The organism is Streptomyces sp. NPDC096136 (genome assembly GCF_044763325.1).
Classification (GTDB): Bacteria; Actinomycetota; Actinomycetes; order Streptomycetales; family Streptomycetaceae; genus Streptomyces.
Genome location: NZ_JBIWFZ010000040.1, coordinates 1 through 26,136 on the forward strand (window position 1 = coordinate 1; position 26,136 = coordinate 26,136).

At 69.5% G+C, this 26,136-nt stretch carries 25 protein-coding genes and 6 pseudogenes; 19 read left to right on the forward strand and 12 right to left on the reverse strand.

Going from position 1 to position 26,136, the window contains the following annotated elements:
* Positions 1 to 129: 129 nt before the first annotated feature.
* Positions 130 to 1,251 carry an IS630 family transposase gene (locus ACIRBY_RS38140; RefSeq protein ID WP_403909881.1) on the reverse strand — a complete coding sequence of 374 codons (1,122 nt, stop codon included), beginning with the start codon at positions 1,249 to 1,251 and terminating at the stop codon, positions 130 to 132.
* Between ACIRBY_RS38140 and ACIRBY_RS38145 the strand changes: the two are divergent.
* The 3 genes and pseudogenes from ACIRBY_RS38145 to ACIRBY_RS38155 all read left to right on the forward strand — a co-directional run.
* Positions 1,244 to 1,591: pseudogene (locus ACIRBY_RS38145) on the forward strand (transposase); the annotation flags it as partial. The gene ACIRBY_RS38140 and the pseudogene ACIRBY_RS38145 sit on opposite strands and share 8 nt — an antisense overlap.
* 167 nt (positions 1,592 to 1,758) lie before the next feature.
* A complete protein-coding gene (locus tag ACIRBY_RS38150; protein WP_403909884.1) occupies positions 1,759 to 2,151 on the forward strand; it encodes a hypothetical protein in 393 nt (130 codons plus the stop codon).
* 111 nt (positions 2,152 to 2,262) lie between these two features.
* Positions 2,263 to 3,636: pseudogene (locus ACIRBY_RS38155) on the forward strand (IS1380 family transposase).
* 337 nt (positions 3,637 to 3,973) lie between these two features.
* Here ACIRBY_RS38155 and ACIRBY_RS38160 read toward each other — a convergent pair.
* Entirely contained in the window at positions 3,974 to 4,624 is a 651-nt protein-coding gene (locus ACIRBY_RS38160; RefSeq protein ID WP_403909887.1) for a hypothetical protein, read from the reverse strand.
* Between the two features lie 562 nt (positions 4,625 to 5,186).
* Positions 5,187 to 5,300, reverse strand: a pseudogene (locus ACIRBY_RS38165) (hypothetical protein); the annotation flags it as partial.
* 329 nt (positions 5,301 to 5,629) lie between these two features.
* Here ACIRBY_RS38165 and ACIRBY_RS38170 point away from each other — a divergent pair.
* Both ACIRBY_RS38170 and ACIRBY_RS38175 read left to right on the forward strand, forming a co-directional pair.
* A complete protein-coding gene (locus ACIRBY_RS38170; RefSeq protein WP_403909890.1) occupies positions 5,630 to 6,505 on the forward strand; it encodes a universal stress protein in 876 nt (291 codons plus the stop codon).
* A 99-nt stretch (positions 6,506 to 6,604) separates the two neighbouring features.
* The gene (locus tag ACIRBY_RS38175; protein WP_403909892.1) at positions 6,605 to 6,793 is read left to right on the forward strand and encodes a hypothetical protein; all 189 of its coding nucleotides are present in this window, start codon (positions 6,605 to 6,607) and stop codon (positions 6,791 to 6,793) included.
* Positions 6,794 to 6,877: 84 nt separating this feature from the next.
* Here the strand turns inward: ACIRBY_RS38175 and ACIRBY_RS38180 are convergent, their stop codons facing one another.
* Together ACIRBY_RS38180 and ACIRBY_RS38185 are read right to left on the reverse strand one after the other, a co-directional pair.
* A complete protein-coding gene (locus tag ACIRBY_RS38180; RefSeq protein WP_403909947.1) occupies positions 6,878 to 7,051 on the reverse strand; it encodes a hypothetical protein in 174 nt (57 codons plus the stop codon).
* A gap of 139 nt (positions 7,052 to 7,190) precedes the next feature.
* Positions 7,191 to 7,586 (reverse strand): annotated as a pseudogene (locus ACIRBY_RS38185) (ATP-binding cassette domain-containing protein); the annotation flags it as partial.
* A 761-nt stretch (positions 7,587 to 8,347) separates the two neighbouring features.
* On the opposite strand from ACIRBY_RS38185, the pseudogene ACIRBY_RS38190 reads away from it, so the two are divergent.
* Positions 8,348 to 8,826 (forward strand): annotated as a pseudogene (locus ACIRBY_RS38190) (DJ-1/PfpI family protein); the annotation flags it as partial.
* 68 nt (positions 8,827 to 8,894) lie between these two features.
* Here the strand turns inward: ACIRBY_RS38190 and ACIRBY_RS38195 are convergent.
* Positions 8,895 to 9,713, reverse strand: a complete 819-nt coding sequence (locus ACIRBY_RS38195; protein WP_403909895.1) for a glutamate ABC transporter substrate-binding protein — start codon at positions 9,711 to 9,713, stop codon at positions 8,895 to 8,897.
* A 316-nt stretch (positions 9,714 to 10,029) separates the two neighbouring features.
* Between ACIRBY_RS38195 and ACIRBY_RS38200 the strand changes: the two genes are divergently transcribed.
* From ACIRBY_RS38200 to ACIRBY_RS38210, 3 genes are all read left to right on the forward strand, one after another.
* Positions 10,030 to 10,716 carry a DUF402 domain-containing protein gene (locus ACIRBY_RS38200; RefSeq protein WP_403909898.1) on the forward strand — a complete coding sequence of 229 codons (687 nt, stop codon included), beginning with the start codon at positions 10,030 to 10,032 and terminating at the stop codon, positions 10,714 to 10,716.
* 399 nt (positions 10,717 to 11,115) lie between these two features.
* Positions 11,116 to 12,342, forward strand: coding sequence for an IS110 family transposase (locus ACIRBY_RS38205; RefSeq protein ID WP_403909944.1), 1,227 nt, complete (start codon positions 11,116 to 11,118; stop codon positions 12,340 to 12,342).
* A 45-nt stretch (positions 12,343 to 12,387) separates the two neighbouring features.
* On the forward strand, positions 12,388 to 12,696 hold the full coding sequence (locus ACIRBY_RS38210) for a hypothetical protein (RefSeq protein WP_403909901.1): 309 nt from the start codon (positions 12,388 to 12,390) through the stop codon (positions 12,694 to 12,696).
* An 89-nt stretch (positions 12,697 to 12,785) separates the two neighbouring features.
* Here ACIRBY_RS38210 and ACIRBY_RS38215 read toward each other — a convergent pair whose 3' ends face one another.
* On the reverse strand, positions 12,786 to 13,019 hold the full coding sequence (locus ACIRBY_RS38215; protein WP_403909904.1) for a hypothetical protein: 234 nt from the start codon (positions 13,017 to 13,019) through the stop codon (positions 12,786 to 12,788).
* A 232-nt stretch (positions 13,020 to 13,251) separates the two neighbouring features.
* Here ACIRBY_RS38215 and ACIRBY_RS38220 point away from each other — a divergent pair, with 232 nt between their 5' ends.
* Entirely contained in the window at positions 13,252 to 13,812 is a 561-nt protein-coding gene (locus ACIRBY_RS38220; protein WP_403909907.1) for a hypothetical protein, read from the forward strand.
* Here ACIRBY_RS38220 and ACIRBY_RS38225 read toward each other — a convergent pair.
* Positions 13,809 to 13,946 carry a hypothetical protein gene (locus ACIRBY_RS38225; protein ID WP_403909910.1) on the reverse strand — a complete coding sequence of 46 codons (138 nt, stop codon included), beginning with the start codon at positions 13,944 to 13,946 and terminating at the stop codon, positions 13,809 to 13,811. The two genes, ACIRBY_RS38220 and ACIRBY_RS38225, sit on opposite strands and share 4 nt — an antisense overlap.
* Before the next feature lie 124 nt (positions 13,947 to 14,070).
* A complete protein-coding gene (locus tag ACIRBY_RS38230; protein WP_403909913.1) occupies positions 14,071 to 15,192 on the reverse strand; it encodes an IS630 family transposase in 1,122 nt (373 codons plus the stop codon).
* Between the two features lie 92 nt (positions 15,193 to 15,284).
* On the opposite strand from ACIRBY_RS38230, the gene ACIRBY_RS38235 reads away from it, so the two are divergent.
* The 9 genes and pseudogenes from ACIRBY_RS38235 (at position 15,285) to ACIRBY_RS38275 (ending at position 22,400) form a co-directional block, all read left to right on the forward strand.
* Positions 15,285 to 15,692 carry a hypothetical protein gene (locus ACIRBY_RS38235; RefSeq protein WP_403909916.1) on the forward strand — a complete coding sequence of 136 codons (408 nt, stop codon included), beginning with the start codon at positions 15,285 to 15,287 and terminating at the stop codon, positions 15,690 to 15,692.
* A 230-nt stretch (positions 15,693 to 15,922) separates the two neighbouring features.
* Positions 15,923 to 16,435, forward strand: a complete 513-nt coding sequence (locus tag ACIRBY_RS38240) for a hypothetical protein (RefSeq protein ID WP_403909919.1) — start codon at positions 15,923 to 15,925, stop codon at positions 16,433 to 16,435.
* A 1,003-nt stretch (positions 16,436 to 17,438) separates the two neighbouring features.
* Positions 17,439 to 17,999: a hypothetical protein gene (locus ACIRBY_RS38245; protein WP_403909922.1), complete on the forward strand. Its 561-nt coding sequence runs from the start codon at positions 17,439 to 17,441 to the stop codon at positions 17,997 to 17,999.
* A gap of 107 nt (positions 18,000 to 18,106) precedes the next feature.
* Positions 18,107 to 18,610, forward strand: a complete 504-nt coding sequence (locus ACIRBY_RS38250) for a hypothetical protein (protein ID WP_403909925.1) — start codon at positions 18,107 to 18,109, stop codon at positions 18,608 to 18,610.
* 145 nt (positions 18,611 to 18,755) lie between these two features.
* Positions 18,756 to 19,628: a hypothetical protein gene (locus ACIRBY_RS38255; RefSeq protein ID WP_403909928.1), complete on the forward strand. Its 873-nt coding sequence runs from the start codon at positions 18,756 to 18,758 to the stop codon at positions 19,626 to 19,628.
* Between the two features lie 77 nt (positions 19,629 to 19,705).
* Positions 19,706 to 19,897 (forward strand): annotated as a pseudogene (locus ACIRBY_RS38260) (SDR family oxidoreductase); the annotation flags it as partial.
* A gap of 235 nt (positions 19,898 to 20,132) precedes the next feature.
* Entirely contained in the window at positions 20,133 to 20,327 is a 195-nt protein-coding gene (locus ACIRBY_RS38265) for a hypothetical protein (protein WP_403909950.1), read from the forward strand.
* Between the two features lie 119 nt (positions 20,328 to 20,446).
* The gene (locus ACIRBY_RS38270; RefSeq protein ID WP_403909930.1) at positions 20,447 to 21,667 is read left to right on the forward strand and encodes a hypothetical protein; all 1,221 of its coding nucleotides are present in this window, start codon (positions 20,447 to 20,449) and stop codon (positions 21,665 to 21,667) included.
* 181 nt (positions 21,668 to 21,848) lie between these two features.
* Complete coding sequence (locus ACIRBY_RS38275; RefSeq protein ID WP_403909932.1) at positions 21,849 to 22,400, forward strand: hypothetical protein; 552 nt, start codon at positions 21,849 to 21,851, stop codon at positions 22,398 to 22,400.
* 271 nt (positions 22,401 to 22,671) lie between these two features.
* Here the strand turns inward: ACIRBY_RS38275 and ACIRBY_RS38280 are convergent, their stop codons facing one another.
* From ACIRBY_RS38280 to ACIRBY_RS38290, 3 genes are read right to left on the reverse strand one after another with little or no spacing between them, the layout of a single operon-like run.
* Positions 22,672 to 22,974 (reverse strand): hypothetical protein, encoded by a 303-nt coding sequence (locus ACIRBY_RS38280; protein ID WP_403909935.1) that lies wholly within the window; start codon positions 22,972 to 22,974, stop codon positions 22,672 to 22,674.
* 55 nt (positions 22,975 to 23,029) lie between these two features.
* Positions 23,030 to 25,696: a Helicase associated domain protein gene (locus tag ACIRBY_RS38285; RefSeq protein ID WP_403909938.1), complete on the reverse strand. Its 2,667-nt coding sequence runs from the start codon at positions 25,694 to 25,696 to the stop codon at positions 23,030 to 23,032.
* Positions 25,693 to 26,043 carry a hypothetical protein gene (locus ACIRBY_RS38290; protein WP_403909941.1) on the reverse strand — a complete coding sequence of 117 codons (351 nt, stop codon included), beginning with the start codon at positions 26,041 to 26,043 and terminating at the stop codon, positions 25,693 to 25,695. The genes ACIRBY_RS38285 and ACIRBY_RS38290 overlap by 4 nt, the downstream gene beginning before the upstream one ends.
* Positions 26,044 to 26,136 lie beyond the last annotated feature (93 nt).

Here is a 26,136-nt window from a genome sequence, read left to right on the forward strand (position 1 = left end):
AACTCGCCGCCCGCTACAAGGCCGGAGTCCACCTCGCCGCACTCATCCTCTGGCTCCGCGAACCCCTCCAAGATCCTTTGCCAGACAGAACCTAGTGCTGTGACCGGGAAGGTTTGCCGGGTTGGGTGGTCAGGCCGCGGCTGGTAGTGGTCTGCCGCCCCAGCGGATGCCTTTCTCGCTTCGGATGCGGGCGCGTTCGCGTCGTTGTGCGGCGAGGACGTCGGGGTGGCGGGCGTTCTGGTTGCGCCAGCTCAGGTAGGCGTGCAGGGCCCGGGTCTGGACGGTGTGGTTGGGGTGGTGGGAGTTGGCCAGGGTGAACTGCCGTAGCGGCCCGAAGTGTGCCTCGATGGGGTTCGCCCAGGACCCGTAGGTCGGTGTGAAGCACAGCTCGACCTTGTTCCGGGCCGCCCACCTGCGGATTCTCCAGTTCAGGTGGGCGGAGAGATTGTCGAGGATGACGTAGATCGGGGCGCCGTCCGGGCGGGCGGCGCGGATTGACCGCAGGGCGGCCCAGGTGTGATCGATTCCTTTGCGTCTGCGGTTGACGCCCCAGAGTTTGTCGTCGCCGACCGAGTAGCAGCCGTGGAAGTAGGTGATGCCGTGGGTGCGGCGGAACGTGGCCGGCAGCCGGTTCGGTTTGCCCTGCTCGGCCCAGCAGGAGCCGGCGACGGGACGGATGCCGAGGGGGCCGAACTCGTCGAAGGCGAACGTGCGGTCCGGTCGCTCGTTGACCGCGTACTCGATCCGGGCCAGCTTGGCGTCGAAGGCCGGATCCGGCGACTCCTTCCAGGTCTTCGTGCGTTGGAAGGAGACCCCCCGGCGGACCAGCAGGCAGCGCAGGGCCTCGCGGCCGATGGTGATCGGCCGGGAGATGTCGCGTCGCAGGTGGTCGGCGAGTTTTCGGACCGACCAGCGGGTGAAGGGCTTGCCCAGCGCGGTCGGGCGGGTGGTGGCCGGCTGGACGACGTCGTCCTCGTCGTCACGATTCAGCAGGCGGGGACGGCCTCCCGCCCACTGAGGGTTCAGGCATGCGAGCCCGATCTCGTTGAAGCGGTGGATCACGTCGCGGACGGTGTCCTCGTCCGCCTGGACCAGCCGAGCGATCACCGGGACGGAGCTGCCTCCGGCTGAGGCCAGCAGCATCATCGCCCGCCGAAACCGCACCGAACTGGTACTGCCCCGCCGAACGATGTGCTGAAGCTTCTGTCCTTCCTGCTCGGTCAGCCCGCGGACCCTGACCGGTAACGCCATCCCGCCTCCCCATGCCTGTCGAAGTCGTCACATCCGACCAGCACAACGAGCAACCCGGCAAACCTTCCCGGTCACAGCACTAGCCGACCGCGGCTACGACCACGACAAGTACCGTCGCTTGGTCTGGGCGACCGGAGTCAAGCCCGTGATCGCCCGACGCGGAGTCCCGCACGGCTCCGGCCTCGGCGTCTACCGGTGGGTCGTAGAGCGGACCATCGCCTGGCTTCACGGCTTCCGCCGACTCCGCGTCCGGTGGGAACGACGCGATGACATCCACGAAGCCTTCCTCGGCCTCGCCACCTGCCTCATCACCCACCGACACGTCCAACGCCTTTGTTAGGACCTCTTAGCCTCGGGCTTTCATGACGATTGTTCGCTCAGTCTCTTGGCTGGTTGCTTCCACCGGCTGTGATCTGGGCTGTTGCATCTCGGCCTGGTCGTCATCTCGGCCCCGGTGCTTTCACCTGTTGAGTGAAGCATCCGTGGCACAGCTGGCAGGCTGTGCCCATGGACATGGAGGCGCTCAGCGCCGATGACTACGAGTCGGTGCATCGGGCAAGCCGAGGTTTGGCGGTGCGGTACGGGGTGGTGACGCTCAACGCCATGATGGAGGCGTGGGAGGCGTTGGTGCAGGAAGTCGAAGAGGGCTTCGACGTCGAACAGGTCTGGGAGTACGACAACCTGCTTCGTTGCCGCAGGTGGCTGGCGGAGGCATGGCCGGTGTTCACCGACAGGATTCGGGCCGTGAGGCAGGCGGAGCTCGACGCGCTGGATGCCCGCTTCCAACTGGCTACCGTGCCGCTGCGCGGCCAAGCGGAGGATGCGCGGTGGCATTCGCGGCGACCGCTTCTGATCGTCGGTGACACGCTGCTGGACCTGCCTGGATCCTGGGTCCTGTGACCCGTGCGATCTGATGTCCAGCCGCCGGTCAGATCGCCGGGGAGTGCCTCTGAACTGGGAAGATAAGGCTTATCTAGGGTCCTGTCCGCCCCAATGAGAGGCACTCTCCAGATGAGGAAGCGTAGCGCGTCGTACCCGCGTCTCCGTATCGAGAGCGGCGGTCACGGGGTGGCCTCCCAGGCAGGGGGTGTGCTGCTGGTTGAGACCGCCCGCAAGAGTGGCCTGGATACCGCGATATCGGCGGCGCTCGTACCCTGGCGGCGTCCTCGGGCGGTGCACGATCCGGGCAAGATCCTGCTGGATGTGGCGCTCGCGGTCGCGCTGGGCGGGGACTGTCTGGCCGATGTCAGCATGCTGCGGGCCGAGTCTGCCGTGTTCGGGCCGGTGGCCTCCGACCCGACCGTCTCCCGTCTGGTCGACAAACTCGCCGCTGCCGGGCCGAAGGCCCTGGACGCGATCCGCACTGCTCGGGCCGATGCCCGCGAGTACGTATGGAAGCTGGCCCGGAACGAGGCGCCGGATAGGGACGGCCACGTGATCGTGGACCTGGACGGCGTGCTGGTACTGGCGCACTCCGAGAAGCAGGACGCTGCCGCCACCTGGAAGAAGACCTACGGGCACCATCCGTTGATGGGCTTCGTCGATCACGGACGCGGCGGCACTGGGGAGCCGGTGGCCGCCTTGCTGCGGCCGGGGAACGCGGGCTCCAACACCGCCGCCGATCACATCACCGCCACCCGGCTCGCCCTGGCCCAGCTTCCCCAGCAGCATAGGCGCGGCAGGTCCACAGTGATCCGCACTGACTCTGCGGGCGGCACCCACGAGTTCGTGGTCTGGCTCGCCCGGCGCGGGAGTGGCTGTCGTACTCGGTCGGGATGACTATCACCGAGCAGATTCATCAGGCTGTCCTGAAGGTTCCGGCGTCCGCCTGGACACCCGCCGTTGAACCGGGCGGCGAGGTCCGCGACGGCGCCTGGACCGCCGAGCTCGACGGCGATGTCCTCAAGGGCTGGCCGCGGGGGATGCCGCTGATCGTCCGCAAGGAACGACCCCATCCCGGCGCCCAGTTGCGCTTCATCGACGCAGACGGGATGCGGCTCACCTCCTTCGCCACTAACACGGCAGACGGGAAGATCGCCGACCTCGAGCTGCGGCACCGTCAGCGCGCGAGGGCCGAGGACCGCGTCCGGGCCGCACGGGCCACGGTCTGCGGAACCTGCCCCTGCACGACACCGCGCAGAACCAGATCTGGCTGGAGATCGTCCAGCTTGCCCTCGACCTGCTGGCCTGGCTTCCGATGCTTGCCCTGACCGGCAAGCCCCGTCTCTGGGAGCCCCGCCGCTTGCGGCTGCGGCTTTCTCCGCCGCCGCCCAGATTGTCACCACCGCCCGCCGCAGGCACCTTCGGTTCGGCCGTCGCTGGCCGTGGAACGACGTGATCACCAACGCGGTCCAGCGACTCGCGGCTCTCCCGAACCCCGGCTGACCAGCAGCATCCCCGCCCCAACAAGTCTGATCAGCCCGCCGGAAATCGTGGAACCCGGCGCCCACCCGACGCGACAGCCGGGCCCTCACCGCACCCCCAGCCAGCCACGACACCGAAACGCCCCGCCGGGCAATCCGACGGGCCGTCACGAAAGATCGAGGTTAGGCAGGGGGGACTGCCCACATGGCCGTGTCGCAATCCACGCGGCCTACCCCGAACGTCCTTCCTCGTCGGCGAAGCTGCGGTCGGAGCACCGCAGGGCCGGCCCGAGTTCGGCGACGGCGCCGCACAGGGAAAGCAGTCCCAGGCACCTACCGTGTGCCCGTCAACTCCCAGCTCATACCGCGGGCTGGCCTCCTGCGGGACCGCTCTCCTCTGCCGCAGGTTTCTCACCATTGGACTCTTCATTCTTATTCACGTAGGTGAGAGATCCGTCAGGGTTCATGTCCGCGTATTTGGATCCGTACGCACGCAACTGTTCTTCACTGATGGGAGGGCCGAATAGGGCGGTGGCCTTTTTGAGTCTCCTCTTGGCGGAAAGTTGCCGGCCGGATGAGGCGGTGGCCTTGGGCTTCGCCACCGTCACCTTGTGCGACATAGTCCTGCCGTCGCCAAGGTCTACACGTAGAAGGCCGTCGACGGTGGCCAGCCCTTCGACGAAGTCGTAGGTAAAGGTCAGCCGCTGGCGGTGGCCGCCCTTCAGGGCGAGCGGGAGCTCTTCGTCGGGTGCGAAGAAGATCCGATCTGACCCGGGAATCTGGAGGAAGGCAGAAGTAATTTGCACCTCGGCCCGACCTGAATTGATCGCCGACACCGAGAAATGAGAAGGCTTCATAAACTTGATCACTGGGTTGATCACGTCGACCCTCCAGTGCGAGGCCTCGAAGTTCTTGACATTCGCGGCGAGCGCACGGCGGCTGACCCGCAGGCTGTATAGCGCAATGGCAGCGGAGCATAGGGCCACGATGCACACGATGGAGGAGATCACGACCGGGAGCCAGGGAGACGGCGCGGAGGGGACATGGTTGGTAATCTGCGCGGGGCTCGGCGTTGCCGAGGATACCGGCGCCGTCGATATGACCCCGAGAGCGGTCTGAATAGCGGACATGAACACCCTCCACGGCTCGCAGGGCCCCAATCGTAGCGACGGGATGCCAGAGTGGTGTCACCATCTTTCGGTCCGGCGCGAACAGCGGGCAAAGGCAGCCTCGGGCCGTCCCGACGACGCGGGTTGCACCATCGACCGCCGCTCCGACGTGCCCTGCGCTACGGTGACGCGCGGCGCGACGACCGCCGACCGCCGGCGCAGGGACGGCCAAGGCTCGCGGCACGCTCCAGCTCGCGATCCGGAGAACGGCCGCATTTCTCCTGCGGCTGTCGTGCGATGCAGCGGTGTGACTGCCCGCCGTCGTCGCCGTCGTCCTGATCCTGTCGGCGGGGCGCAACACTGTGGGCCGGGACGGTGAACAAGCAGGCGGCCGCAGCCCGCCTGAGTGTGTGCCGTTGCCCCCGCCGTGAAGGCCGCTGGCTCGTTCGGGCTGGCCGGCCATGGCGTGGTGCGGTTCTCCGGTGCGGTCCGCGAGTCCTGGGGCGCGGTCGAGGACGTCAATGACCAGTCGGCAGCGGTCGATGTCGTTGGGGACCATCATGCCGAACGGGGTCGTGGCCGTCCCCGACCAGGCAGCAGGTAGTTGATGGCACGATAGTGGGCGTCAAGCTCCGAGACCGCTGGCGCGGTCAACGCGGTCGTGCCCGCTCCTGCGGGTGAGGGTCGCGGACGTTGGCCGACTGAGCCCAGGCCGGCCCCTCGCACCGCCGGCACGGGGAACGACAGGAGAGCACCAGCCCTCGGGAAGGGACCGTCGGCCCTTTTCCGCACCTGCCCGGCCCGGGGAGGGTGAACCCGGTGGCGCCCGGTCCTTCACCCGCCCGGCGCCGCCCGTCCGGCCATCGCCCCCCCCGGTGCTCGCGCATCAGTACGGAGGACAGACCTGTGAAGCGCACCCTCGTCGTCGGAGTGGACGGCTCCCCCGAAAGCCGGGCCGCGGCCGACTGGGCGGCTCGCGAAGCCGTACGCCGGGACCTGCACGTCCACGTGATCCACGCCTGGCTGTGGCAGCCGCTCGCCCTACCTGTCGTCCAGGACCGCGACGCCGAGGCCCGCCGTGCCCAAGAGATCCTGCAGGAGACAGAGGCCGAGCTGCTGCGCCGCCACCCGCAGCTCTCCCTCTCCACGGACGTGGTGGCGGACCTCCCCGTGCCGGCCCTGCTGCGCGCCGCCAAGGACGCGCAAATGCTGGTACTCGGCACCCGCGGGCACGGCGCCCTGGCCGGCTTCCTGCTGGGCTCCTCCGGGCAACAGCTGATCGCCGCTGCCGAGTGCCCCGTCGTCTCGATCCGCGCCCGGCACGGCATGGCGGGCCCCGGAGCCGACGAAGGAGAGGTGGTCGTCGGCCAGCAGGGCGGTGTGGAGGAATCCGCCGACGTGCTGCGCTTCGCCTTCGAGACGGCCGCTGCGCGCACCGCGCCGCTGCGCGCGGTCCGGGCCTGGAGCCTTCCCCCGGTCTACGGCTACAGCCCCGGGTCGCTGTGGATCGCGGACCAGGTCGGCGGACTGGAACCGTTCGAGAAGGCCGCGCTGGAGCAGGCGCTGGAGCCGTGGCGGACCAAGTACCCGGAGGTGGACGTGGTCACGCACGTGGAGCTGGGCAGCGCGGGCCACGCACTGCTGTCCGCCGCTTCGGATGCCGGGCTGCTCGTCGTCGGCCGGCAGATCCGTGAGTCGACGCTGGGGGCGCGCATCGGATCGGTGGCCCATGCCGTCCTCCACCACTCGGCGTGCCCCGTCGCCGTCGTGCCACACCACTAGGCTGCTGGGGGGACCGGCTGTTGGCCGGGCGGGGCCAGGGAGTGGCGCGCCCTGGCCCCTGCCCGCCGACCGCCTCTGCGCCCAGGACCTGAGCGCAGCATGGAAGGCCACCTTGCCTATTGCGCGCCGCCGGTGATCTCCCACCGGCTGTCCACCATCCGGGAAGCGGACCAGATCTTGTTCGTCGAGGCCGGCGAAATTCGCAAGCAGGGCACCATTGAGGAGCTCCTCAATGCCGACGGTCGCTACGGCCCTGCCGCAGATGGATCCGCGGTCGTGATGCTGTGAGTGTCAGTCGAGCCGGCCGCGGATCCGTCGGAAGGAGAGGGCGGACAGCCCCGCGGCGAGCACCGTGAAGGTCACGGTCTCCAGTCACTGGAACCTCCAGTAGCGGTCAGCCGGCTGCTCGGAGATATCGACGTGGATGATGCCCTTGGCCAGGCATTCCGGCATCTCGTTGAGGGACTTGTTGTTGGTGCAGGCCTGGTACCAGTCGGAGTGGCCGACTTCCTTGCCGGACGAGTCGAGGATGTTGGTGGTCTTCACCACCCGGGGCCCGCCAGACACCCACAGGCCGCCGATCTCGCCGTAGGTTCTGATCTTCGTCGGGCCGCTGATCAGCGGGGCCGTGAGCGGCTTCGTGGTCTGGACCGGGCTCTGGTGGTGAGGCGTGGGCCCGCTGGCCGCCCGAGAGCCGGCCCGCCTTCTGCTTCGGATCCAGACCGATCTGGGCGATCCACCGCTGCGCGAGCGGGCCGTCCCAGGTGGGGTTCAGCCGGGCACCCAGGCGCAGGTGGTCCGCGACGGACAGGTCGGCGTACACCGGCGTGTCCTGGGCGACGCGACCGACCTTGGCCAGGTGGGCCGGGCTCGTGGCGGGCTCGGCGCCCAGGACGCGGATCGTGCCCTCGATGGGCTTGATCAGGCCGCAGGACATGTTCGGCAGCGTCGACTTGCCGGCGCCGTTGGGACCGACCAGGCTGATCACGCGTTCCTGCGGGATGTTCAGGTCACAGTCGATCAGCGTCTGGTGGCGGCCGTATCGCTTGCCGAGTTTCACGGCTTCGAGTACCGGTTTCATCGTTCCCTCGATCGAGATCGTGCATCAGTCGTAAATGGGGACGTTCGGCTCCCGGGCCCCGTACAGGGGGCCGGGTGGGTGAGCCGTGCGAACCGCGTCCGGAACGGCACTTCTTGACGCCCCGGTAGACGCTGTGGGCCACCGCGGCGAGCACCGCCATCCGCACGGTCTTCTCGGCCTCGGCGGCAACCGAGAGGAAAAGGGGAGCGGAGGAAGTCAGATCAGCCATATCCTCAGATTGCTCAGGGCGCACCCACCTCTGCACCAGCCGAAAAGACGGTTCGGTCGAGATCACTCGTATCTTTCGGCCGGTTCGGTCGCCTACCTGTGATCGCGTAGCGTGAACCGGGTGATTACCGCTCTTCGATCGGTCCCGGGGCCGAGGGCCGCAGCCAACACGGCGCTGGGAGCGTGGTCGCCGCCGTGCTGTTCGTCATGGCCACGCAGTACGCGGCCCAGGGCCGCCCCTGGGTCTTCGACACCACCGTCGGTCTGATGGTCTGCCTGATCGCACTCACCCGCGAGTGGAACCGGGCCTGGGCGGCCGCCGCCGGACTGGTGTTCGCCGGCGGCGCCGGCGTGTCCGCCCGGCTCGCGCACCTGCCCGGCGAACCCGGCCCGGCGCCGTGCTGGCCCTACTCGTCCTCGGCGGGTCCGCGATCCGGGCGCGAAAGTGCGAGGGCGGCGCTCATCAGCCCACCGCCGGGCATGCATCACCGCAGGTCGGAATGCCTGATTCTCTCCACGGGGGAGAGCGTGGGCTGCGCGAGGAGGGGCAGGAGGTGCGTCGTGGCTCCAGCGGTGAAGCGGCTGCGGTCCGTGGTGCACGACTTCGAGGAGGGCTTCGACACCTACACGGAGAAGCCCGTCTACACCTGGTCCGCCGACGTGGCGTTCGCCGACGTGGACCGCGGGAGTACGCGGCCGTGGTCGTTCCCGGCGGCAGGGCCCCGAGTACCTGCGCAACGACGCCGAGGTGCAGTGGATTCCGGCTGTCTTCACCGCCTGACGACGAGCCGCTCACCCAGATCTGCCACGGCCGGCTGATCACGGCTGCGACGGCGAAGCTGGAGGGCGGTGGGTGACCGTGTGCCCGGCCTGGAGTTCGGACATGAAGGCGGTGGGGGCGGCCTTCGAGGATTCCGGGGCCGTGGTCGACGGCGCCCTCGTCTTGGTTCTGGCCCGGCCCGACGACCCGGCGTGGATGCGGGAGATCCTCAAGGTGCGGGCCGGCAGGGCGCCGACGGCCTGGCCCGGGCGTGGCAAGGGGGCGTGTTCCCCTCCTGCCGCGCCCGGGACGTGGCGTCGTCAGCTGCTTGCGGAGGTGAGCTGCGGGGCGGGGTCGTGCTTGAAGTTGGCCTGGCCGAAGTTCTTCTTCACGGCCGCGTCCCAGGAGCCGTCCTGGACCATCTTCTTGAGGGCGGCGTTGATCTTGGCGCGCAGATCCCGGTTGCCTTTCTTGATGCCGATGCCGTAGCTCTCGTTGCTCAGGTTCAGCCCGACGAGGCGGAACTTGCCCGTGTTGTCCTTCTGGGCGGCGTAACCGGCCAGGATCGCGTTGTCCGTGGTCATGGCGTCGATCAGGCCGTCCTGGAGGGCGATCACGCACTCCGAGTAGCCTTCGAGCTCGAGCAGGCTGGCCTTCGGCGCCAGCTTCTGCTTGATGTTCTGCGCCGAGGTGGAGCCGGTCGTGGAGCAGAGCTTCTTGTTGTTGAGGTCCTCGGCCTTGGTGATCGTGGCGTCGTCGGCGCGGACGAGCAGGTCCTGGTGGGCAGTGAAGTAGGGGCCCGCGAAGTCGACCTTCTCCCGGCGCTGGTCGTTGATCGAGTAGGTCGAGGCGACGAACTTGACCTCGTTGTACTGGAGCAGCAGCTCGCGTTCGGAGCTGTCGACCCGCTTGAACTCGATCTGGTCCGGCTTGTAGCCGAGCTCTTTGGCGATGTACCTGGAGACGTCCACGTCGAAGCCGGAGAAAGTGCCCGCCGCCTCGCGCAGGCCGATACCGGGCTGGTCGAAGGCGATGCCGATGGAGAGGGTCCCCTTGGGTCCTTCGTCGCCGCCGCAGCCGGTGGCGGTCAGGGCGAGGCCGATCACAGCGGTCATCGCGCTGGCCTTGGGGACCTTCATGTTGCAACTCTTTCCTCGGGGACGCGGGACGCGGAGCGGGATCGCCGGTGCGCGTGGAACCGCGGGTACGTAGAAGCGTCGAGACGCGTGTATGAGGAAGCTAAGAATGCTGCCGCCGCTGTGTCACTGGATCTGGGCGAAACTTGAGGTAACGATCCGGCTCGAGAGGGTGGGTGGCCGGTCTGTTGGGGTGGGCAAGCCCAAGGCTCGGCTGGGCAGGCCATCCCAGGACGGCGGCTTGCCCACCCGGGCCGGGATGGGCTGAGGTGGGCAAGCCGGTCCGGACCTCCCGGCCGGGGAGGCCAAGGAGGATCCGGTGCGCGGTTTCGAGACTGGTCAAACGGTCGTACGACGCGATGTCCACCGCTCCGGCCGGGTGTGGAGCGAACATGCACTGCGGGTCATCACCGACACCGGCGGGGCGCTGGTGACCGCCTGCGCACCCGGCGCACAGGTTCGGTGGGCCGCCCTGTACACGAAGGCCCGCACCGAAGGGGAGCGGTCGGTGCGTACGGAGGGGTTCGAGGCGATGGCGTCCGGCCGGTGGGACCTTGAGGCCGCCGTGTGGGAGCAGACAGACCTGCTGCTGTGGAAGCCGCCGGCGGCCTGGTTCAGCATCAACGCCTTCTACGTCCCCGACGGGAACGGGCGCCGGCTGCGGAACTGGTACGTCAACTTCGAGCACCCCACCCGCCGCACCACGGCCGGGTTCGACACCTTCGACCTCACCGTGGACCTGGTCATCACGCCCGACCTCGCCCGATGGGAGTGGAAGGACGAGGACGAGTACGCGCACGTGCGGCGCCTGGGCATCGTCTCCGACACCGAGCACCAGGCCGTGGACGCCGCCCGCGGGGAGGTCCTCGCGATGCTCGCCGAGCGTTCCGGGGTGTTCGCGCACGCGGAGCGGTGGGCGGCCTGGAGGTGGGAGCCGGCCTGGCCCACACCGTGCCTTCCCGGCCCGCCGCCAGCGGCCGGGAGGGTCGCACCGGAAGGGGGCTAATTCGTTAGTAATTAAGAGGTCCTGGATCTCTGAGGCGCCCGGGGCGGCGTTGTCCAGCCCGGGGCAGGACGTGTGTGGTCCGGTCGGTGCCGTGGTGACCCCTACGACACCTCCGACCGTGCGAGGTCTTGATAAAGACTGGTGGCGCTGGGCGCCGGCCGGTCCTCGCACGTTCTGCCCCGCGGGCCCGTCAGGTTCGGGATCCTCGATGGATGAGCTGCCGCACGGTGACGCGTTATTCCTCACGAGCTTCGAGCTCTGGACACGGCGTGCGCCCGTGCGGTCCGGCGGTGCCGCGCACGGCTGATGAGGTGGCGGACCTTGGAGTCCTGGAATTAGTGCGCCGTGCGGCCCCGTGTGCTCGCGTTCGACAACAGCATCGGCGAAGGGGCGGGATCCATGGACGTGTTCTGCGGGATCGACTGGGCGGAGGGACACCACGACGTAGCGCTCATCGACGGCACCGGCAAGCTGCTGGCCAAGTGCCGCATCGGCGACGACCTGGACGGCTACCGCCTGCTGCTGGACCTCCTGGCCGAGCACGGGGACACCGCCGAGGCGCCGATTTCGGTGGCGATCGAGACCAGCCGCGGCCTGCTGGTCGCCACGCTGAGGCAGGGTCCTCGTCAGATCTTCGCGGTCAACCCGATGGCGGCGTCCCGATATCGCGACTGCCACGGAGTCAGCCGCAAGAAGTCCGATCCGGGTGACGCGCTTGTGCTCGCCAACATCATCCGCACGGACATGCCGATGCACCGGCTGCTGGCCGCCGACACCGACCTTGCCCAGGCAGTGGCCGTCCTGGCCCGAGCCCAGCAGGACGCGGTCTGGAGCCGGCAGCAGCTCTGCAACCAGCTCCGTTCCCTGCTGCGGGAGTACTTCCCGGCGTTCCTGGAGGCGTTCAAGGACAAGCAGGGCGGTCTGGCCCGCCCGGACGCCCGCCGGATCCTGGCGGTGGCACCCACGCCCGCGTCGGCTGCCAAGCTGCCGCTCTGGCGCCTGACGGCCATGCTGAAGCGGGCCGGCCGACGCAGGAACATCGAGGCCGACGCTGAACGTCTGCAGCAGCTCTTTCGCCGCGAGGCGCCGCATCAGGTCCCGATGGTCGAAGAAGCGATGGGGAAGCAGGCCCTCGCCCTTCTCCTGCAGCTGGACGCGGCCTGCGAAGCGGTCGACGACCTTGGCCAGGCCACTGAGGAGGCCTTCCGGGCTCATCCGGACGCCCCGATCATGCTGAGCTTTCCTGGCAACGGCCCCCAGGTCGGCGCACGGATCCTCGCGGAGATCGGCGACGACCGCACCCGGTTCGCCACCGCCGGAGGGCTCAAGGCATATGCGGGCGCGGCCCCCATCACGCGGGCCTCCGGCAAACGCAAGTACGTCGGCCGCAGGTTCGTGAAGAACAACCGGCTCAACCACGTCGGCCACCTGTGGGCCTTCGCCTCCCTCACCGGCTCATCCGGCGCGGACGCCCACTACCGGCGCCGCCGAGCAGGAGGAGACTGGCACATGCAGGCCCTGCGGCACCTGTTCAACCGCATGCTCGGCCAGCTCCACCACTGCCTTCTGGCACGCGTCCCCTTCGATGAAGCGACTGCGTTTCCCCCGCCTGCCCCGGCAGGGTGATCGCGGCCCATGGCAGGCTGTCCTTTCTGACAAGGAGGGGGAGTCATGACAGAGGTCGGTGGATGGATCTGGGAGCGCAACCTGCGGTCGTTTCTGGAGTTGCTGTCGCACTACGTGGGGTACGGCTTCGATGTCACCGACTGGGAGACGGTGGCGCTGGCGGTCGAGGGGACTGATGTCGAGCGGCCCGACGGTTGGTACTCGTATCCCTTGGTCGGTGAGCAGCGACAGGTCGAGGTTCGGCTTGCCCGTGCGGTCGGAGGTGACGAGCTCATGGTGGCCGTGAAGGGAGCTCTGACGCCCGAACTTGAGGTCCGGGCGGACACCCTGCTGGCCGCCTTCGCGGCTGGATGACCAAGGTCAACTTGACGGCTTAGCTGCATGAGGTGTCTTTTCCACGCGATAGCCGTGGGAAGAGGTGTCGTCTATCGGGGCCAGGGCGCTCAGCTCGGCTTTGCTCGGGGCTCGGCGAGCGTCAGCCCTTCCAGGTCGGTCTCCGGAGAGGACGCGTACACGGTGATCTGGAACAGGGCTTCCGAATCCGGGTTCTCCGGGTCTTCGCGCTCCTTCAGCCTCTCGACCTCGACGTAGGCGCCGTTCGAGTAGTCGAGCGTCAGGACGGTGCCGTTGTTGCTGGCGGGATCGTAGATCTTGATGATCGGGATGCTCTCGCTCATCCGGCAGACGATAGGGCACCAGGAGTCCCGGGTGAGGGCCCTTTCGGTGAAATAGCTCACGGTGTTGGGCAGTGCCCTTGACACTCTGATTCGGGGTGGGTGCCGTGGTACATCCCCCAACCCGCCGCATGCTGCCCGGCTGGCCCAGGCCCGCTTCCCCGACCTGATCGACACCGTCAGCGAAGTCCACGTCCCTCCGGCCTGGCCGAGCGCGGACGCCTTTGTGCGGGACATGTCCGACTGGTTCCGCCTGGACCGCACCGCCAGCCAGGAACACGCCCTGCACGTCGCAGCTGACGTCGCCCACGAACAACGCCAAGCCCACCTTGCCGTGGTCGGCGACTTCGACTGCTCGGGCGAGGACATCGAGCGGGACTGGGTGGAGCGCACGGGGTGCTGGAGCTCGGTGACCCGGGTGCTGCTTACCCACGAGCAGGTCCGCGCGTACGGCCTCCCGGCGACTGAGGGCAAGCGCGGCGACCAGAGGTGGCCGGCCTTTGCCCGCTGCTACGGCTTCGACATCGAGCACCCGGTGCAGTGGGAGGTGGAAGCGCTGAAGCCGGGCGAACTCCAGCGCCTGGTCTTGGCCGCTGTCGACCCGTACATCGACCGCGACATCCTTGCCCAGCAGATTGCCCGCGAGGAACAGCAGCGCCGCGCCTGGAGGAGTTCGTCGGTAGGTGGGGCACGGAGGGCGGTGAGCAGTCCTAGGCGTGCCTTGCGCGGGGGCGAGGCGCAGCAGGACGGCCTGGAAGGTCAGCGGTTCCTGATGGTGCCGCGGACGAGGGCTTAGGGGACCACGCAGAAGGCGCCGAGGTTGGTGGCGACGATCAGGGTGAGGAACAGCCAGTAGGAGAAGCCGTGGCCGTTGGAGGAGGCGAGGAGCCACCCGTATGTGAGGCCGGTGAGGATGCCGGTGAGGGCCAAGCCGGCCGCCCAGCCCGTCTTGCTCAGCCCGGAGCCGAGGCCGATGTAGGCCTAGAACAGGGCGGGGCCGGCGACGGCCGCGATGGCTAGTGCTGTGACCGGGAAGGTTTGCCGGGTTGGGTGGTCAGGCCGCGGCTGGTAGTGGTCTGCCGCCCCAGCGGATGCCTTTCTCGCTTCGGATGCGGGCGCGTTCGCGTCGTTGTGCGGCGAGGACGTCGGGGTGGCGGGCGTTCTGGTTGCGCCAGCTCAGGTAGGCGTGCAGGGCCCGGGTCTGGACGGTGTGGTTGGGGTGGTGGGAGTTGGCCAGGGTGAACTGCCGTAGCGGCCCGAAGTGTGCCTCGATGGGGTTCGCCCAGGACCCGTAGGTCGGTGTGAAGCACAGCTCGACCTTGTTCCGGGCCGCCCACCTGCGGTTTCTCCAGTTCAGGTGGGCGGAGAGATTGTCGAGGATGACGTAGATCGGGGCGCCGTCCGGGCGGGCGGCGCGGATTGACCGCAGGGCGGCCCAGGTGTGATCGATTCCTTTGCGTCTGCGGTTGACGCCCCAGAGTTTGTCGTCGCCGACCGAGTAGCAGCCGTGGAAGTAGGTGATGCCGTGGGTGCGGCGGAACGTGGCCGGCAGCCGGTTCGGTTTGCCCTGCTCGGCCCAGCAGGAGCCGGCGACGGGACGGATGCCGAGGGGGCCGAACTCGTCGAAGGCGAACGTGCGGTCCGGTCGCTCGTTGACCGCGTACTCGATCCGGGCCAGCTTGGCGTCGAAGGCCGGATCCGGCGACTCCTTCCAGGTCTTCGTGCGTTGGAAGGAGACCCCCCGGCGGACCAGCAGGCAGCGCAGGGCCTCGCGGCCGATGGTGATCGGCCGGGAGATGTCGCGTCGCAGGTGGTCGGCGAGTTTTCGGACCGACCAGCGGGTGAAGGGCTTGCCCAGCGCGGTCGGGCGGGTGGTGGCCGTCTGGACGACGAAGTCCTCGTCGTCACGATTCAGCAGGCGGGGACGGCCTCCCGCCCACTGAGGGTTCAGGCATGCGAGCCCGATCTCGTTGAAGCGGTGGATCACGTCGCGGACGGTGTCCTCGTCCGCCTGGACCAGCCGAGCGATCACCGGGACGGAGCTGCCTCCGGCTGAGGCCAGCAGCATCATCGCCCGCCGAAACCGCACCGAACTGGTACTGCCCCGCCGAACGATGTGCTGAAGCTTCTGTCCTTCCTGCTCGGTCAGCCCGCGGACCCTGACCGGTAACGCCATCCCGCCTCCCCATGCCTGTCGAAGTCGTCACATCCGACCAGCACAACGAGCAACCCGGCAAACCTTCCCGGTCACAGCACTAGCATCCGGGCATGAGACGAGACCAACCACCGAGGCCTGTCACCGTCGGCGATGTCGTCGCTGTGTACTCCGAAGCGCTCGGTGCCTGGACCGCCTCACAGGTCACCGGCATCGACGTCGCAGCAAAGTCCGCTACGGTCATCGAACTGGACTGGTCCGGGACCGAGCCTGCGACCGTGGCCGACCTGGGCGACGTACAGCCGCTCCGGCTCACGCACCACAGCTGCGGCGGCAGACTTGCCCACTGCAACCATGGGTGGCTCCTTCCGAAGAGCTTCACTGTGATCGGCTCACTGCCCCCGCTGGTGACCAGCCCCTCGAACGCCTATAGCCCGGCATGGGGGCGGGGCGAACAACTGGCCCGGCAGCGGCACTGGGACAGTGGCGAAGCGAGGACTGGACTGCCCCACATGCGCTGACGTGCACGGCCGACGAGCTGGCCGCCGAACGCACCAGCGGCAACGTACGGGCAGGCGTCGAACACCTCACGGTCCGCGGGATCACCCAGCTCGACTGCACCCTCCTCGTCGCTGCCTTCCCGGATCTAACCCGCTTGTCGCTGTGGGGGAACCTTGGCACGCTCACGTCAGCGTCAGCCCTGAACCAGCTGCCGCGGCTGCAAGGGCTCACAATCACAGAACTGTTCGGTATGGACGCATCCGACTGTCTGCTGCCGCACCTTGTCCCGGACATGGAGGAGGTATCGCTGTACGGCATTCCGGCGGACTACGCGGCCGCGATGCGCAAGACCTGGCGCCCCCACGTGCGACACGGAGTGCAGCTCGACGTCCGTGGCGCACGCAAGCCGGAATGGGTCGCTGCCAACACCGCCAACCCACTCCGCGACTGGGACGGCCGCGAGCACATCCCCCGCACCGTCTACCGCAAGGCCGTTGCCCAGTACAAGGCCACCAGGGACGCCTTCCTCGCCGAGGTCACCAGCGGCGAGCAGCAGGGCAACATCGAGGACATCGGGCGCGCCTTCGCCTCCGCCCTCAACGCGCTGGACCGCCGCTCGCCCTGCATCGAGACCGTGGAACGCGAGGAGCTGTTCGACGCTCTGGACTTCCTAGTGGACAAAGCACAAACAGCTACCGGGCGCGACCTGTCCGCCGCTCGGGCGACGCTGATCGAAGGCGTGAACTCCACCCGCGACTGGTGACCGCCGCCCATCCACCGCCACCCCGTCTGCTATGACGGATGTCGCTCAGATCGGCTCGCCTTGACTAGTGCAGAGAAGGTGGCAGCGGGCGCAGGGGCCGGCCTGGCTGGGTGCCCAGGTCGCCGGTCTGGGGCGGGTGGGTGCCGGTGCGGGGGTGGTCATTGGGGGCTCCCTGAGGGGTGCGGAGGACGTCACTCCTATTAGAGCGCACGTTCGAATTTCTCCGCGAGCGTGACGCGGCCCGACTCACCCGCGCGGCGGTGTCGCAGGTCACATCGGCGGGGGTTGCGGGGCTAAGGGGCGGGTGGTGTAGCGCGTGCACGAATTCTGACCACAAGTGCTTTGACCTGTGCTTTTGTGGGACTTGCGGGGCTAACCCCTCGGCGCTCCAGAGTGCGGATCGCATCTCTGGCCGGAGGTGCGATCCGCGTTCTCACGCAGGGAGATAGATGCCATGAGCATGTCTTAAATAGGCAAAGAGTCGACCGGCGAGGAGTCGGGGCGGGAGCCGGCCGGGCCCTCGTCGGGGGAGTCGGCCCCGCGCCGTCGTCCGTCGGCCGGCCGCCGTCTGGCGGCCGGGATGGTCAAGGTGTTCGCCGTGAGGCGGTCAAGGCCGCGTTGTCGGAGTGGGCACCGGAGTGGGAGGCGGCGGCCGCGGTGGGGGTCCTGGCGGCGGTTGTGCGCGTCGCACTCCAGTTCCGCCGGGGCCCGGGCGGGCGCCCGCGCCGCTAGCCGCGCGGGGTGTCCCGGCCGGCCCCTGCGAGGGCCGGCCGGGACACCGGGAGCTCCACCTCGCGACGGTGCCCCGGCGGCCCGGCCGACGGCGCCGCGGTTCACCCGACCGGGCGATGTGCGGGCCTCGCGTACGCGTAGGCGATCTATGCGGTGTGTGCCCAATTCATCAGCAAAACAGGGCTCTTGACAGTTTTTGAGTTTGTTCGTCATGGTTTGCGCGCGGCTTGGCTGGCGGGCCGTCTGGTGTGCGATTGGGGTGTGTTTCGGCATGGGTGTGCGGCGTGAGGTCTACGACGAGTACGGGGCTGCGGGCCGGCTGCGGGTGCCGGTGGCGGCCTGGCGGTGGGCGACGGGTTCGGGCCTGGTCCCGCTGGCGGACGCCGGCTCGGGGTTGTGGTCGCGGGTGGTGGTGGAGGCCTGCGATCCGGAGGCGGTCCGCGCCGCGTTGCGGGGGCCGATCGGTGCCGGGGTGGTGGCGGACCGGCTGACGCAGGCCTTGGGGGTGCCGTTGCCGATCCTGCGGCCGAGGGTGACGGCTTCGGCGGTCGGGCACCTGGTGAAGGCCGGCCTGCTGGTCTACCTCGGCGGCGAGACGCAGTTCCCCGACGTCCACCCGGACCAGGTGTCAGCGCTCGCCCGCCGCCGGGACCTGCCCGACCTCCTCGACCGCCACGTCCCCCTCGGCCCGGACCAGGCCGCCCGCCGCCTCGGCGTCCGCAGGGCGGATTGGGACCAGGTGGTCAGGCTCGGGTGGGTCGCCCCGGTCGGCTCGGTGGAGATCGACTACAAGCGGCAGGGCGGCATCACCACGGTGCCGCTGTACTCCTGAGCCGAAGCGCGACAGTTGTCACCAAGGCAGGATTGGTGACACCAAGATCAGTGCAACCCCTGTCGTACGTGACCAACGGCTGTCAGGCTTCCCTGATGGACTCAGGGGTGGCTGCCGTCATGGGCGCGGCCGTGGGAGTGGTGGGTACCACCCTCGCGGCCGCCGTTGCCGGCATATCAGCTCAGCGACAGGTCAGGGCAGAGCACCGGCACTGGCGCCGACAGCTCCGCCGCGACGCATACTCGGCATTCACTGCCAGGGCAGACGAGCTGCGCAAGGTGTTGAAGGAGATCAATTCCGGGTTGATCACGCCGGGAGCGGACCTCGGCACCATACGCGAGACCCTCGGTGTCGCCCGCGGGCTACTGCACGGCAGCCTCGCTGACGCTCAAGCCACGGTGGAGATCGAAGGACCGGAGAAGCTGGCACGCATGGCCGAAGAACTATCCCGCTCGCTGTCAGCGTGCGTGGCCGCCGTCAGCGCGGCCACCCTCGGGCGAGGCAGTACCTCCCCCATCACAGAGCCCCAAAGTGTCAGACGCTTCCTGGATCACGCGTCGTCGAAGCGCGCCCAGTTCGTTGATCACGCTCGAAGGACGATCGACGTGTGAAACCAGCTGCCGACTGTCGCTCGGACGGTGGAGAAGGCGGTGACAACCGTCGTGCCGAACGGCCACTGGTGACAAGTAGCGTGCTGAGCAGGTGACAACAAGCCTGCTTCACCTACGAGGAGCCATAGGTCGGTAGCCGGTTTCGGTGACAACTATCGTGCTGCGGCTCAACGACGCCCGGGAGATTGCCCTCCTGGAGGTGATCCGCCCCTGCGTGGACTGGCGGGCGGTGCGCACGGTCGCGGCGGGGCGTCGGTCCCCGCTTGCCGGGCTTGAGGCGGCGCCGGTGTGGGAGCGGGTGTTGCTGGCTGAGGTGGCGCGGATGGCGGGGGTGACCCGGGCCGCGGTGGTGAACTGGCGCCGCAGGCACGACGACTTCCCCGCAGCGCTGGCGGGCACGGAGGGGGTGCACCCGCTGTTCGACCGCCGACAGGTCGCCGCCTGGCTGCTGGCCCACGGCAAGATCGAAATCCCCACCGGGCCGGCGGTAGCTTCGCTGGTGCTGGCCGGGCCCGGCCGCGCCATGCATCGGTTCCGTCTCGACGACCCCTGGCTCACCCTGGCCGACGACCCGGCCGGCGAGGACCAGTTGTCGGGCTGGGCGACCGAGGACGACGCCGACGCGCTGGCCGAGCTGGCGGCCGACGCGTCCGGGGCGGCGGTGCACCGGCTGACGGCACTGGGTACGACGGCGTTGGCGGTGCCGGGCCGGGTGCGGGTGATCGACCGGTTTCGTGCGGGGGCGGGCGGGCTGTTGGTGACGCTCGCGTGGCCGGCCGGCCTGCGGGGCGCCGCCTCGGCACGGCCGGCGGGCGGGGTGGTACGTCACGGCGTGCCGTACGCGGCGCCGGGGGAGGGGTGCGGGTGCCGCCGGTTCGACTGCGGCGGCCTGGACCCGGTGACTTGGTGCCCCGACCACGGAACCGCCGCCGCCCCGGTGATGGAGTGGCACCCCGGTGGGGGACTACGCTGCACGGCCCTGAGTCGTCGGCGCGCCTCGGTGGCCGCGCACGGCTGACCCCGCCCCGCGCGTCGGACGCAGAGCCCCTCCCCGCCTGCTGGAGGGCGCCGGCCACGTCGGCGACCGCGCACTGCGTGGTCCGCGCCGGCGACACCACCGCCGCACGCCCGCACGGAGACGGCCCGCAGGCACCGGCACGGCCCGTACCCCTGGCGGGCGACCTCACCCGGCCCCGCCTCGGCCCGGCACCGGCCGCGTTCGACGCCTTGGCCGAGACCGTCGACACCGTCGTCCACTGCGCGGCAAACGTCCACCTCGCGGCCGGCTACGAGGAGGTGGCGCCACTCCATCGACGCTGTCGCCCGCTTCGTCGTCGCCCCGGCTCCCATCCCCGCCGGCACCGGGGCTGCCCGCGTCTTCCACCTGGTCCAGCCGGAGCTCGTCCCCTCACCGACGTCCTCGCGGCCCTGGACCGGGCAGGCCACCGCCTCACCCGCGTCGACCCCCACATCTGGTGGCGACTGGTCGACGGACACGCCGCCCACCCGAGCCGTGCTGCCGATGGCCGCCCTGAGCGAGGTCGGCCGCTTCATGCTCGCCGGCGACCCCACCCACCCGCCCCCGGCCCTCCGCGCCGACACGACCGCCGCCGCCCTCCGCGCGACCGGCACCCCGGCACCACCCCTCGACGCCGCCTACTTCGATCGCCTCATCGGCCACTTGACCCGCACCGGCACCCTACCGAGCCCGTTATGACCATAAGCCCGATTTATGGGCTCATCAGTTGAGCATCCCTACTGCGGGCTACCGCCCTCCGGTTGGCTGATGAAAGCAATCCGGCGCCAAGTAGGGACGAACAATTGAACGTGAAGCACATGGCAGCGGCCGCCGTCGCCACCGCGATGGCCCCGCTGCTCCTCGGCGGTACACCCGCCACGGCCGACGAACGGCCCAGGGCCCGGGCGACGGTGACGGACCCGCTCCCCGTGGACGGCGAGGCCGAAGCCGAAGCGGAATCCGAACCCGGCGCGACGGGCGCCGACCGGGACCCGGCGGAACCCCCGGTGGGGAAGGAGCACCCGGCGCAGCCCCCGACAGAAGCGGAACTTCCGACGGAGTCCTCGGCGGAGACCCCGGCGGAGGAGCAACCTCCGGCTGCCGCTCCCGTCCCGGCCCCCGTCCCGGCCCCTCGGTCCGGCGCGGAGGAGCAGTCAGAGGGCGCGGACGCCCCCGCCGCCGTGGTTCCGGTCCTGAAGCTGGACGGCGTGCCGGACTCGTTCGTGGCGGGCGGCGACTGGAAGGAGTTCCGCGCCACCGTGAACCACGCGCGGGGCGAGGAGGAGGAGCTTTACAGCCTCATTCTGATCATCGGCTCCGACAACGAACTGGACGACGCGGACCTCCAGGCCCAGGTCTTCCGCGAAGGACAGTGGCAGGACCTGGACTTCCTCCCCATCCCGGGCGCGCCGACGACGACCGTCGGAGAGGGCCTCCGGATTCCGGCCGGCGAGACGACCTTCCCGCTCCGTGCCAGGTTCGGCTCGGAGGCCCCGCTGGGGGCCGTCTACTTCACCTTCGGCGGCGCCAGCGACACGCACCCGGACGTGAAGTCCGAGAGCTTCTCCGTCCTGTCGCAGATCGTCGCACCGTCCGGCGGCGGCGAGGAGCCGGGCGGCGGCGAGGAGCCGGGCGGCGGAGAGGAACCGGGCGGCGGCGAAGAACCCGGCGGCGGCGAAGAACCCGGCGGGGGAGAGGAGCCGGGCGGAGGCGAAGAGCCCGGAGGTGGCGAAGAGCCGGGCGGGGGCGAGCACCCTGGCGGCGGGAACCCCGACCCTGCCGACCCTGCTGATCCCGCCGACCCCCCGGCGGGCGGAGGCGAGGTCCCGGCAGGCCACTCCGACACCGGCCGGGAGAACGGCGGTATCGTCCCGGCCGGCACGGTCCGAACGGGCGGGCAACTGGCCGAGACCGGTACCGGCCGCCACTCCGACGGCCGCACGCTCGGGCTCGCCGGCCTGGCCGCGGCAGCGGGCGCGGGACTGCTGATCGGAACCGGCAGGCACCGTCGCGCCAAGCGCGCGACCCCCTCCGCCTGATCCGACGGAACCGGGCCCCGGCCGCCCACCGGCGGAGCCGCCCCGAACGTCAGCGGCCGGAAGGCGGCCCCGTCAGGCCGTTCCGCGGCCAGACCCGCTGATCACACCTCAGCTTGTCCTTTATGGTCTGAACTCGAACGAGGCCTCGAACGGGGTCGCTCATCAGGGAGTTCACCGGGACGTGGACACGGCCCTTCGCGCGGCGGTGCTGCGCGAGGACCCGTTCGGGCCGCAGGGCGGGCTGCCGGAGAAGGTCCGTGTCGACCGGGGCAGGGATTTCTTGTCGAGGACGGTCGCGGCCGCGTTCGGGGCGCTGGTGGTCGAGGTGGAGGACCTGCCCGCCTACACCCCGCACCTGAAGGGCACGGTCGAGGGCCTGAACCGAGCGGTGGAGTCGATGTTCCTCGCCGCGCTGCCCGGCTACGTACGCCAGCCGCGCCCGGGCCGCCGCCCCAGTCGGCCGAAGGACGAAGGGCTGCTCGATTTCGAGGACTTCACTGTGCGGCTGCTGGGCTGGGTGCAATGGTGGAACACCCGCCACCTGCCCCAGCCCCTGGACGGGAAGTCGCCTCTGCAGGCCTGGGAGGCGGATCCGACTCCGGTCCGGGAGGTCAGCCCGGAGGAGTTGTGGACGTTCACGCTGGAGGACGACGGCCGTGTGCGGGTGGTCTCCACCCGCGGTGTCCGGTTCCGCAGGCGGGACTATGTGGGGCCGTGGACACTCGGAAGTTGATCCGTCACACCCAGCATCATGCCGCAGGCCTCTGACACACCCGGCACCTCGGTGTGTGCTGCGGACGTGTTGTCCGGCTGGTGCAGGTGCCTGTCGTTTCGCAGGACGGTGGTTCGGCGGCTGTGTAGGGCCGGCTGCCCCGTGGCTGTTCTCGCGGGGTTGCTGCGCCCGCTCCACGCCGAGGTTGGCGAGCATGACCAGCTGTGCCGGGTCGAGCCGGTGGGGACGGGTCTTGAGGTGCCAGTACAGGATTCTGGAGTGGTGCTGCGCGTTATGAGGCTGTCTGGGACCTTGGTCTGCTGAGCGCGCTGTCGGGTGTGCGGGCGGGGCTGCATTCGACGATCTCTCGTGCGGCTTGCAGTCTGCTGGGGTGGTCGCCGAGGAGCCGGGTGATCAAGAGGGCGCGGATGATGGAGACGCCTTGGTCTTTCAGGTGCTGTTGGACGGTGTCCATGTCGGTGCCTGCCGCGAGCAGGCCTCGGCATCCATCGATGTGATCGGCGATCTGCTGAGCGTCCTCGGGGGACAGGCCGTGGACGGAAGCCAGGAGCTCTTCTGCGGTGACACTGGGCATGCCGGGATCTTCTCAAGGGCTCGCAGTCTGCTCCATGCAGTTTCGCCAGACTCTTCTACCGCGCCCAGTCCACGCCCAGCTTCGTGAGGGCGGTGTGTTGGTCGGCGTCGAGTTTGTTGCGTCGGGTTTTGGTGTTGGAGACCCATACGCCGAGCTTCACGATCACCGGTGCCGCCTCGCCCTCGACCGTGACCTCTTCGCCGTGGGCGCGCGGCACCGGCCGGTCCGCCCCTTCCCGCTCGACCCACTGCGTGAGGGCCGCCAGTCCCCGCTGGAACGCTTGCTGTGCCTTGCTCGGCCCCTTCGCTCCACGAGTGCCCGCTGGGGCCGGAGGCGGCGCCTGATCAGGTTCCACGCCGATCGCGGTCAGCCGTGCCTGTTGCTCGGGTAGCAGCCGTGCCCAGGTGGCCGGCTGTTTCTGCTGCTGGAGCCACCGGCCGATGTCGTCGCCATCCCACAGCACGCCGGGGGCGATGTCGGGCAGCTGGCCGTCGGCGTCGACGAGGTCTGCCAGGATGCGGTGGTGGCGCTGCCAGTCGAGTGGCCAGGGGCAGTTCCAGTCCTTGTCGATCGCGGCGAGCTGCGCGGCCCGGGTCGTGGCGGTGTCCTCGTCCTTTCCGAGGCCGTTCTTGGCGCCCTTCCTGCGGAGGTTGGCCATGTGCTGGCCGATGGGCACCATGGCGTCGTCCTCGCCCCACACCGCGTCCTGCCGGGGGGCCAGGTGCCCGGTGGCCCTCCGGTACGACCGGAGCACGGCGAGTTTGGCCTCCCACGCCTCTTCGCCGGGTTCCCAGACCATCCCGGCCTCCGGGGCGTCCAGCAGGGTTTTGCGTCGCTCCTCGAGTTCCCCGGTGCGTAGGGTCTTGCGCTGCTGGTGCACCCACCGGCCGAGCGGGAAGCTCTTGGTGACGCCGACCTCGGTCTCGGTGTCGTACGGGACGGCGTGCAGGCCGGTGATCTCGTTCTCGGCCCGCCAGCGCAGCAGGGCCTGGTAGCCCTCCAGCCATACCAGCGATTCCGGCCGGTAGACGCGGGTGCGCAGGAACGCGGCGATGGTGGCGGCGTCCCGGGGGTTGGAGAAGTGCAGCAGGGCCGACTCGGCAGCCGCGTCGGTGTCCTCGTCGTGCTCCTGGTCCTCGCCGTCCCCGCCGGCCCCGACGATCCGCCCGTCCTCGTCGCGCCGGAGGTGGGTCTTGCGCTTGCCGCTGGTGAGGGCGCGGGACGCGAGCTGCTCGACGAGGCGGTCGTCATGAGAGCGCAGGCCCTGCAATACGGCCACAAGGGGGCGGAAGCTCGCGGAGGCGACCATGTCGGTCGGGTCCTCGTTCGGCTCCAGGAAGATGGGCACGATGATCCGGGCGATCTTCGTGGAGCCGTCCTTGTTGAGGCGGAGGGCGCGTCCGATGTTCTGGACGATCTCGACTTGGGAGCCGCGGGTGTCGGCGAAGCAGATCGCTTCGACCCCGCGTTCGCCGGTGATGTCGACGCCTTCGCCGAGGACGCGTACGGACGCGAGGAACGCACGGTGCACCCGCCGGTTGTTGGCGTTGATGCCGTTGGCGAATTGCCGCAGGACTTCGCGCCGCTCGGTGACGAGGTGGTCCCCGCACAGCCATGCCGACCACACCCGGTCCGGCGGGACGTGGCGGCCGGCCTCCAGCTCGTAGAACTCCGCGTCGATGGAGGACTTCGGCAGCTTCCCTGCGGCCGCCAGGTCGGCGTCGGAGGCGTCGGTGGTGTACAGCTCGGCGGCCGTCTGCGGCAGCTTCTCGGCGAACGCTGCCGCCTCTTCCACCTTCTGGTGGAAGGTCATGACTGTACGCAGGTTGTATGCGGCGGCGTGCTCCAGGAGCGCGGCCTGCAGCAGCGCCAGGCGCCGGCCCCGCTGCGCTTCCTCGGACTTGCCGAGGACGGGGGAGGGGTCGCGGATCTCCAGGACGTCGATCTCGAACCCGGCGAGGATCCCCCGCTCGATCGCCTCGCTCAGGCCGAGTTCCGCGAGCCAGGCCCCGTAGGTGCCGTCTGGGTCGTCGGTCATGCTCGCGATCTCCGCCTCCTGGCCGCCGGTCTTCTGCGGGCGGGCCGCGGCGAGGATGCGCGGGGTGGCGGTGAGGTAGAGCCGGAAGTCGGCCGGGATCCGGGCGTTGTCGTGGATCGCCGCCCACGGCCGTCCGAGGTCGCCGGCGGTGCCGTGGGCCTCGTCGACGATGGCGAGGTCGAACGGTGCCATCTGCTGCCCGTACAGCCGCTCTCCGCCTGCCAGGGCGGCCTCCAGCGGTCCGCGGACCTTCCGTTGTCCCTCGGGTGCGTCGAGGTTCTCGCGGTCCACCAGGGAGGCGTACGTGGCGAACACGACGACCGGCCCGGAGGAGGCCCACAGCGCGAGCTGGATCGGGTTCGTGGTGGTGCGCACCCCGAGCTCGTTCAGGACGGGGTCGTTCTCCAGCGAGCAGACGGCGATCATCGGGGCCCTGTGGCCCACCAGCCGCCAGGCCTGGGCGGTCTGGGCGAGCAGGTCCAGGGTGGGGACGGTGACGAGGATCCGGCCGTCCGCGAACGACTCCAGCGCGCTGGCGGCGGCCGTGATTGTTTTGCCCGAGCCGGTCGCTGACACGATGGTGCCTCGGGCACCCTGTGGGGGCACAGACGATCTTGCAGGGAATCCGACCCACTTCCGAAACGCTGATTTCTGATCTACCTGGTGTTCTTGGAGCTGGATCAAAAGAATTCTCCGGGTTCAGGAAGGACCTGCTCGACGGAAAGAATCCGGTACTCATCGTCCTGGCAGAGGCTGCCGGGCCGGCTGGACATGCGGTGGGCGTGTTCGACGGCCGCACCGGCGGAGGCAGCGAAGACGTGACGGACCAGGGCTTCTTCACCTACGGGGGCGGTGGCCGGCTGGGCGGTGATCCGGGAGACGCGGTGGCGCAGCACCTCCACCGGCAGCCCACTGTCGGAGTGTTCGCTCCAGGCAGCCTCGGCAGCCTTGCGCTGTGAACGCCGCTCTTCTCGGCGGGCGACTCGAGGGTCATCGTCCGGGCAGTACACGGCCATCTGCTGCTGCGTCATGATGGGTGACGTGTGAGTTGCAGTGGAGTGCGTCAGCTGTCTGCACTGGGTGTGAGAGGCGTTTGTGCTGGTCGGGGGAGTGGTCGGGGGTCG

Bases quoted from the DNA above. Each gene is read 5' to 3' on its own strand.
- ACIRBY_RS38140 (WP_403909881.1), bottom strand. From the start codon at position 1,251: ATGGCGTTACCGGTCAGGGTCCGCGGGCTGACCGAGCAGGAAGGACAG.
- ACIRBY_RS38150 (WP_403909884.1), top strand. From the start codon at position 1,759: ATGGACATGGAGGCGCTCAGCGCCGATGACTACGAGTCGGTGCATCGG.
- ACIRBY_RS38175 (WP_403909892.1), top strand. From the start codon at position 6,605: ATGGAAGGCCACCTTGCCTATTGCGCGCCGCCGGTGATCTCCCACCGG.
- ACIRBY_RS38195 (WP_403909895.1), bottom strand. From the start codon at position 9,713: ATGAAGGTCCCCAAGGCCAGCGCGATGACCGCTGTGATCGGCCTCGCC.
- ACIRBY_RS38205 (WP_403909944.1), top strand. From the start codon at position 11,116: ATGGACGTGTTCTGCGGGATCGACTGGGCGGAGGGACACCACGACGTA.
- ACIRBY_RS38210 (WP_403909901.1), top strand. From the start codon at position 12,388: ATGACAGAGGTCGGTGGATGGATCTGGGAGCGCAACCTGCGGTCGTTT.
- ACIRBY_RS38215 (WP_403909904.1), bottom strand. From the start codon at position 13,019: ATGAGCGAGAGCATCCCGATCATCAAGATCTACGATCCCGCCAGCAAC.
- ACIRBY_RS38220 (WP_403909907.1), top strand. From the start codon at position 13,252: ATGTCCGACTGGTTCCGCCTGGACCGCACCGCCAGCCAGGAACACGCC.
- ACIRBY_RS38230 (WP_403909913.1), bottom strand. From the start codon at position 15,192: ATGGCGTTACCGGTCAGGGTCCGCGGGCTGACCGAGCAGGAAGGACAG.
- ACIRBY_RS38235 (WP_403909916.1), top strand. From the start codon at position 15,285: ATGAGACGAGACCAACCACCGAGGCCTGTCACCGTCGGCGATGTCGTC.
- ACIRBY_RS38240 (WP_403909919.1), top strand. From the start codon at position 15,923: ATGGACGCATCCGACTGTCTGCTGCCGCACCTTGTCCCGGACATGGAG.
- ACIRBY_RS38245 (WP_403909922.1), top strand. From the start codon at position 17,439: ATGGGTGTGCGGCGTGAGGTCTACGACGAGTACGGGGCTGCGGGCCGG.
- ACIRBY_RS38265 (WP_403909950.1), top strand. From the start codon at position 20,133: ATGGCCGCCCTGAGCGAGGTCGGCCGCTTCATGCTCGCCGGCGACCCC.
- ACIRBY_RS38270 (WP_403909930.1), top strand. From the start codon at position 20,447: ATGGCAGCGGCCGCCGTCGCCACCGCGATGGCCCCGCTGCTCCTCGGC.
- ACIRBY_RS38280 (WP_403909935.1), bottom strand. From the start codon at position 22,974: ATGCCCAGTGTCACCGCAGAAGAGCTCCTGGCTTCCGTCCACGGCCTG.
- ACIRBY_RS38290 (WP_403909941.1), bottom strand. From the start codon at position 26,043: ATGACGCAGCAGCAGATGGCCGTGTACTGCCCGGACGATGACCCTCGA.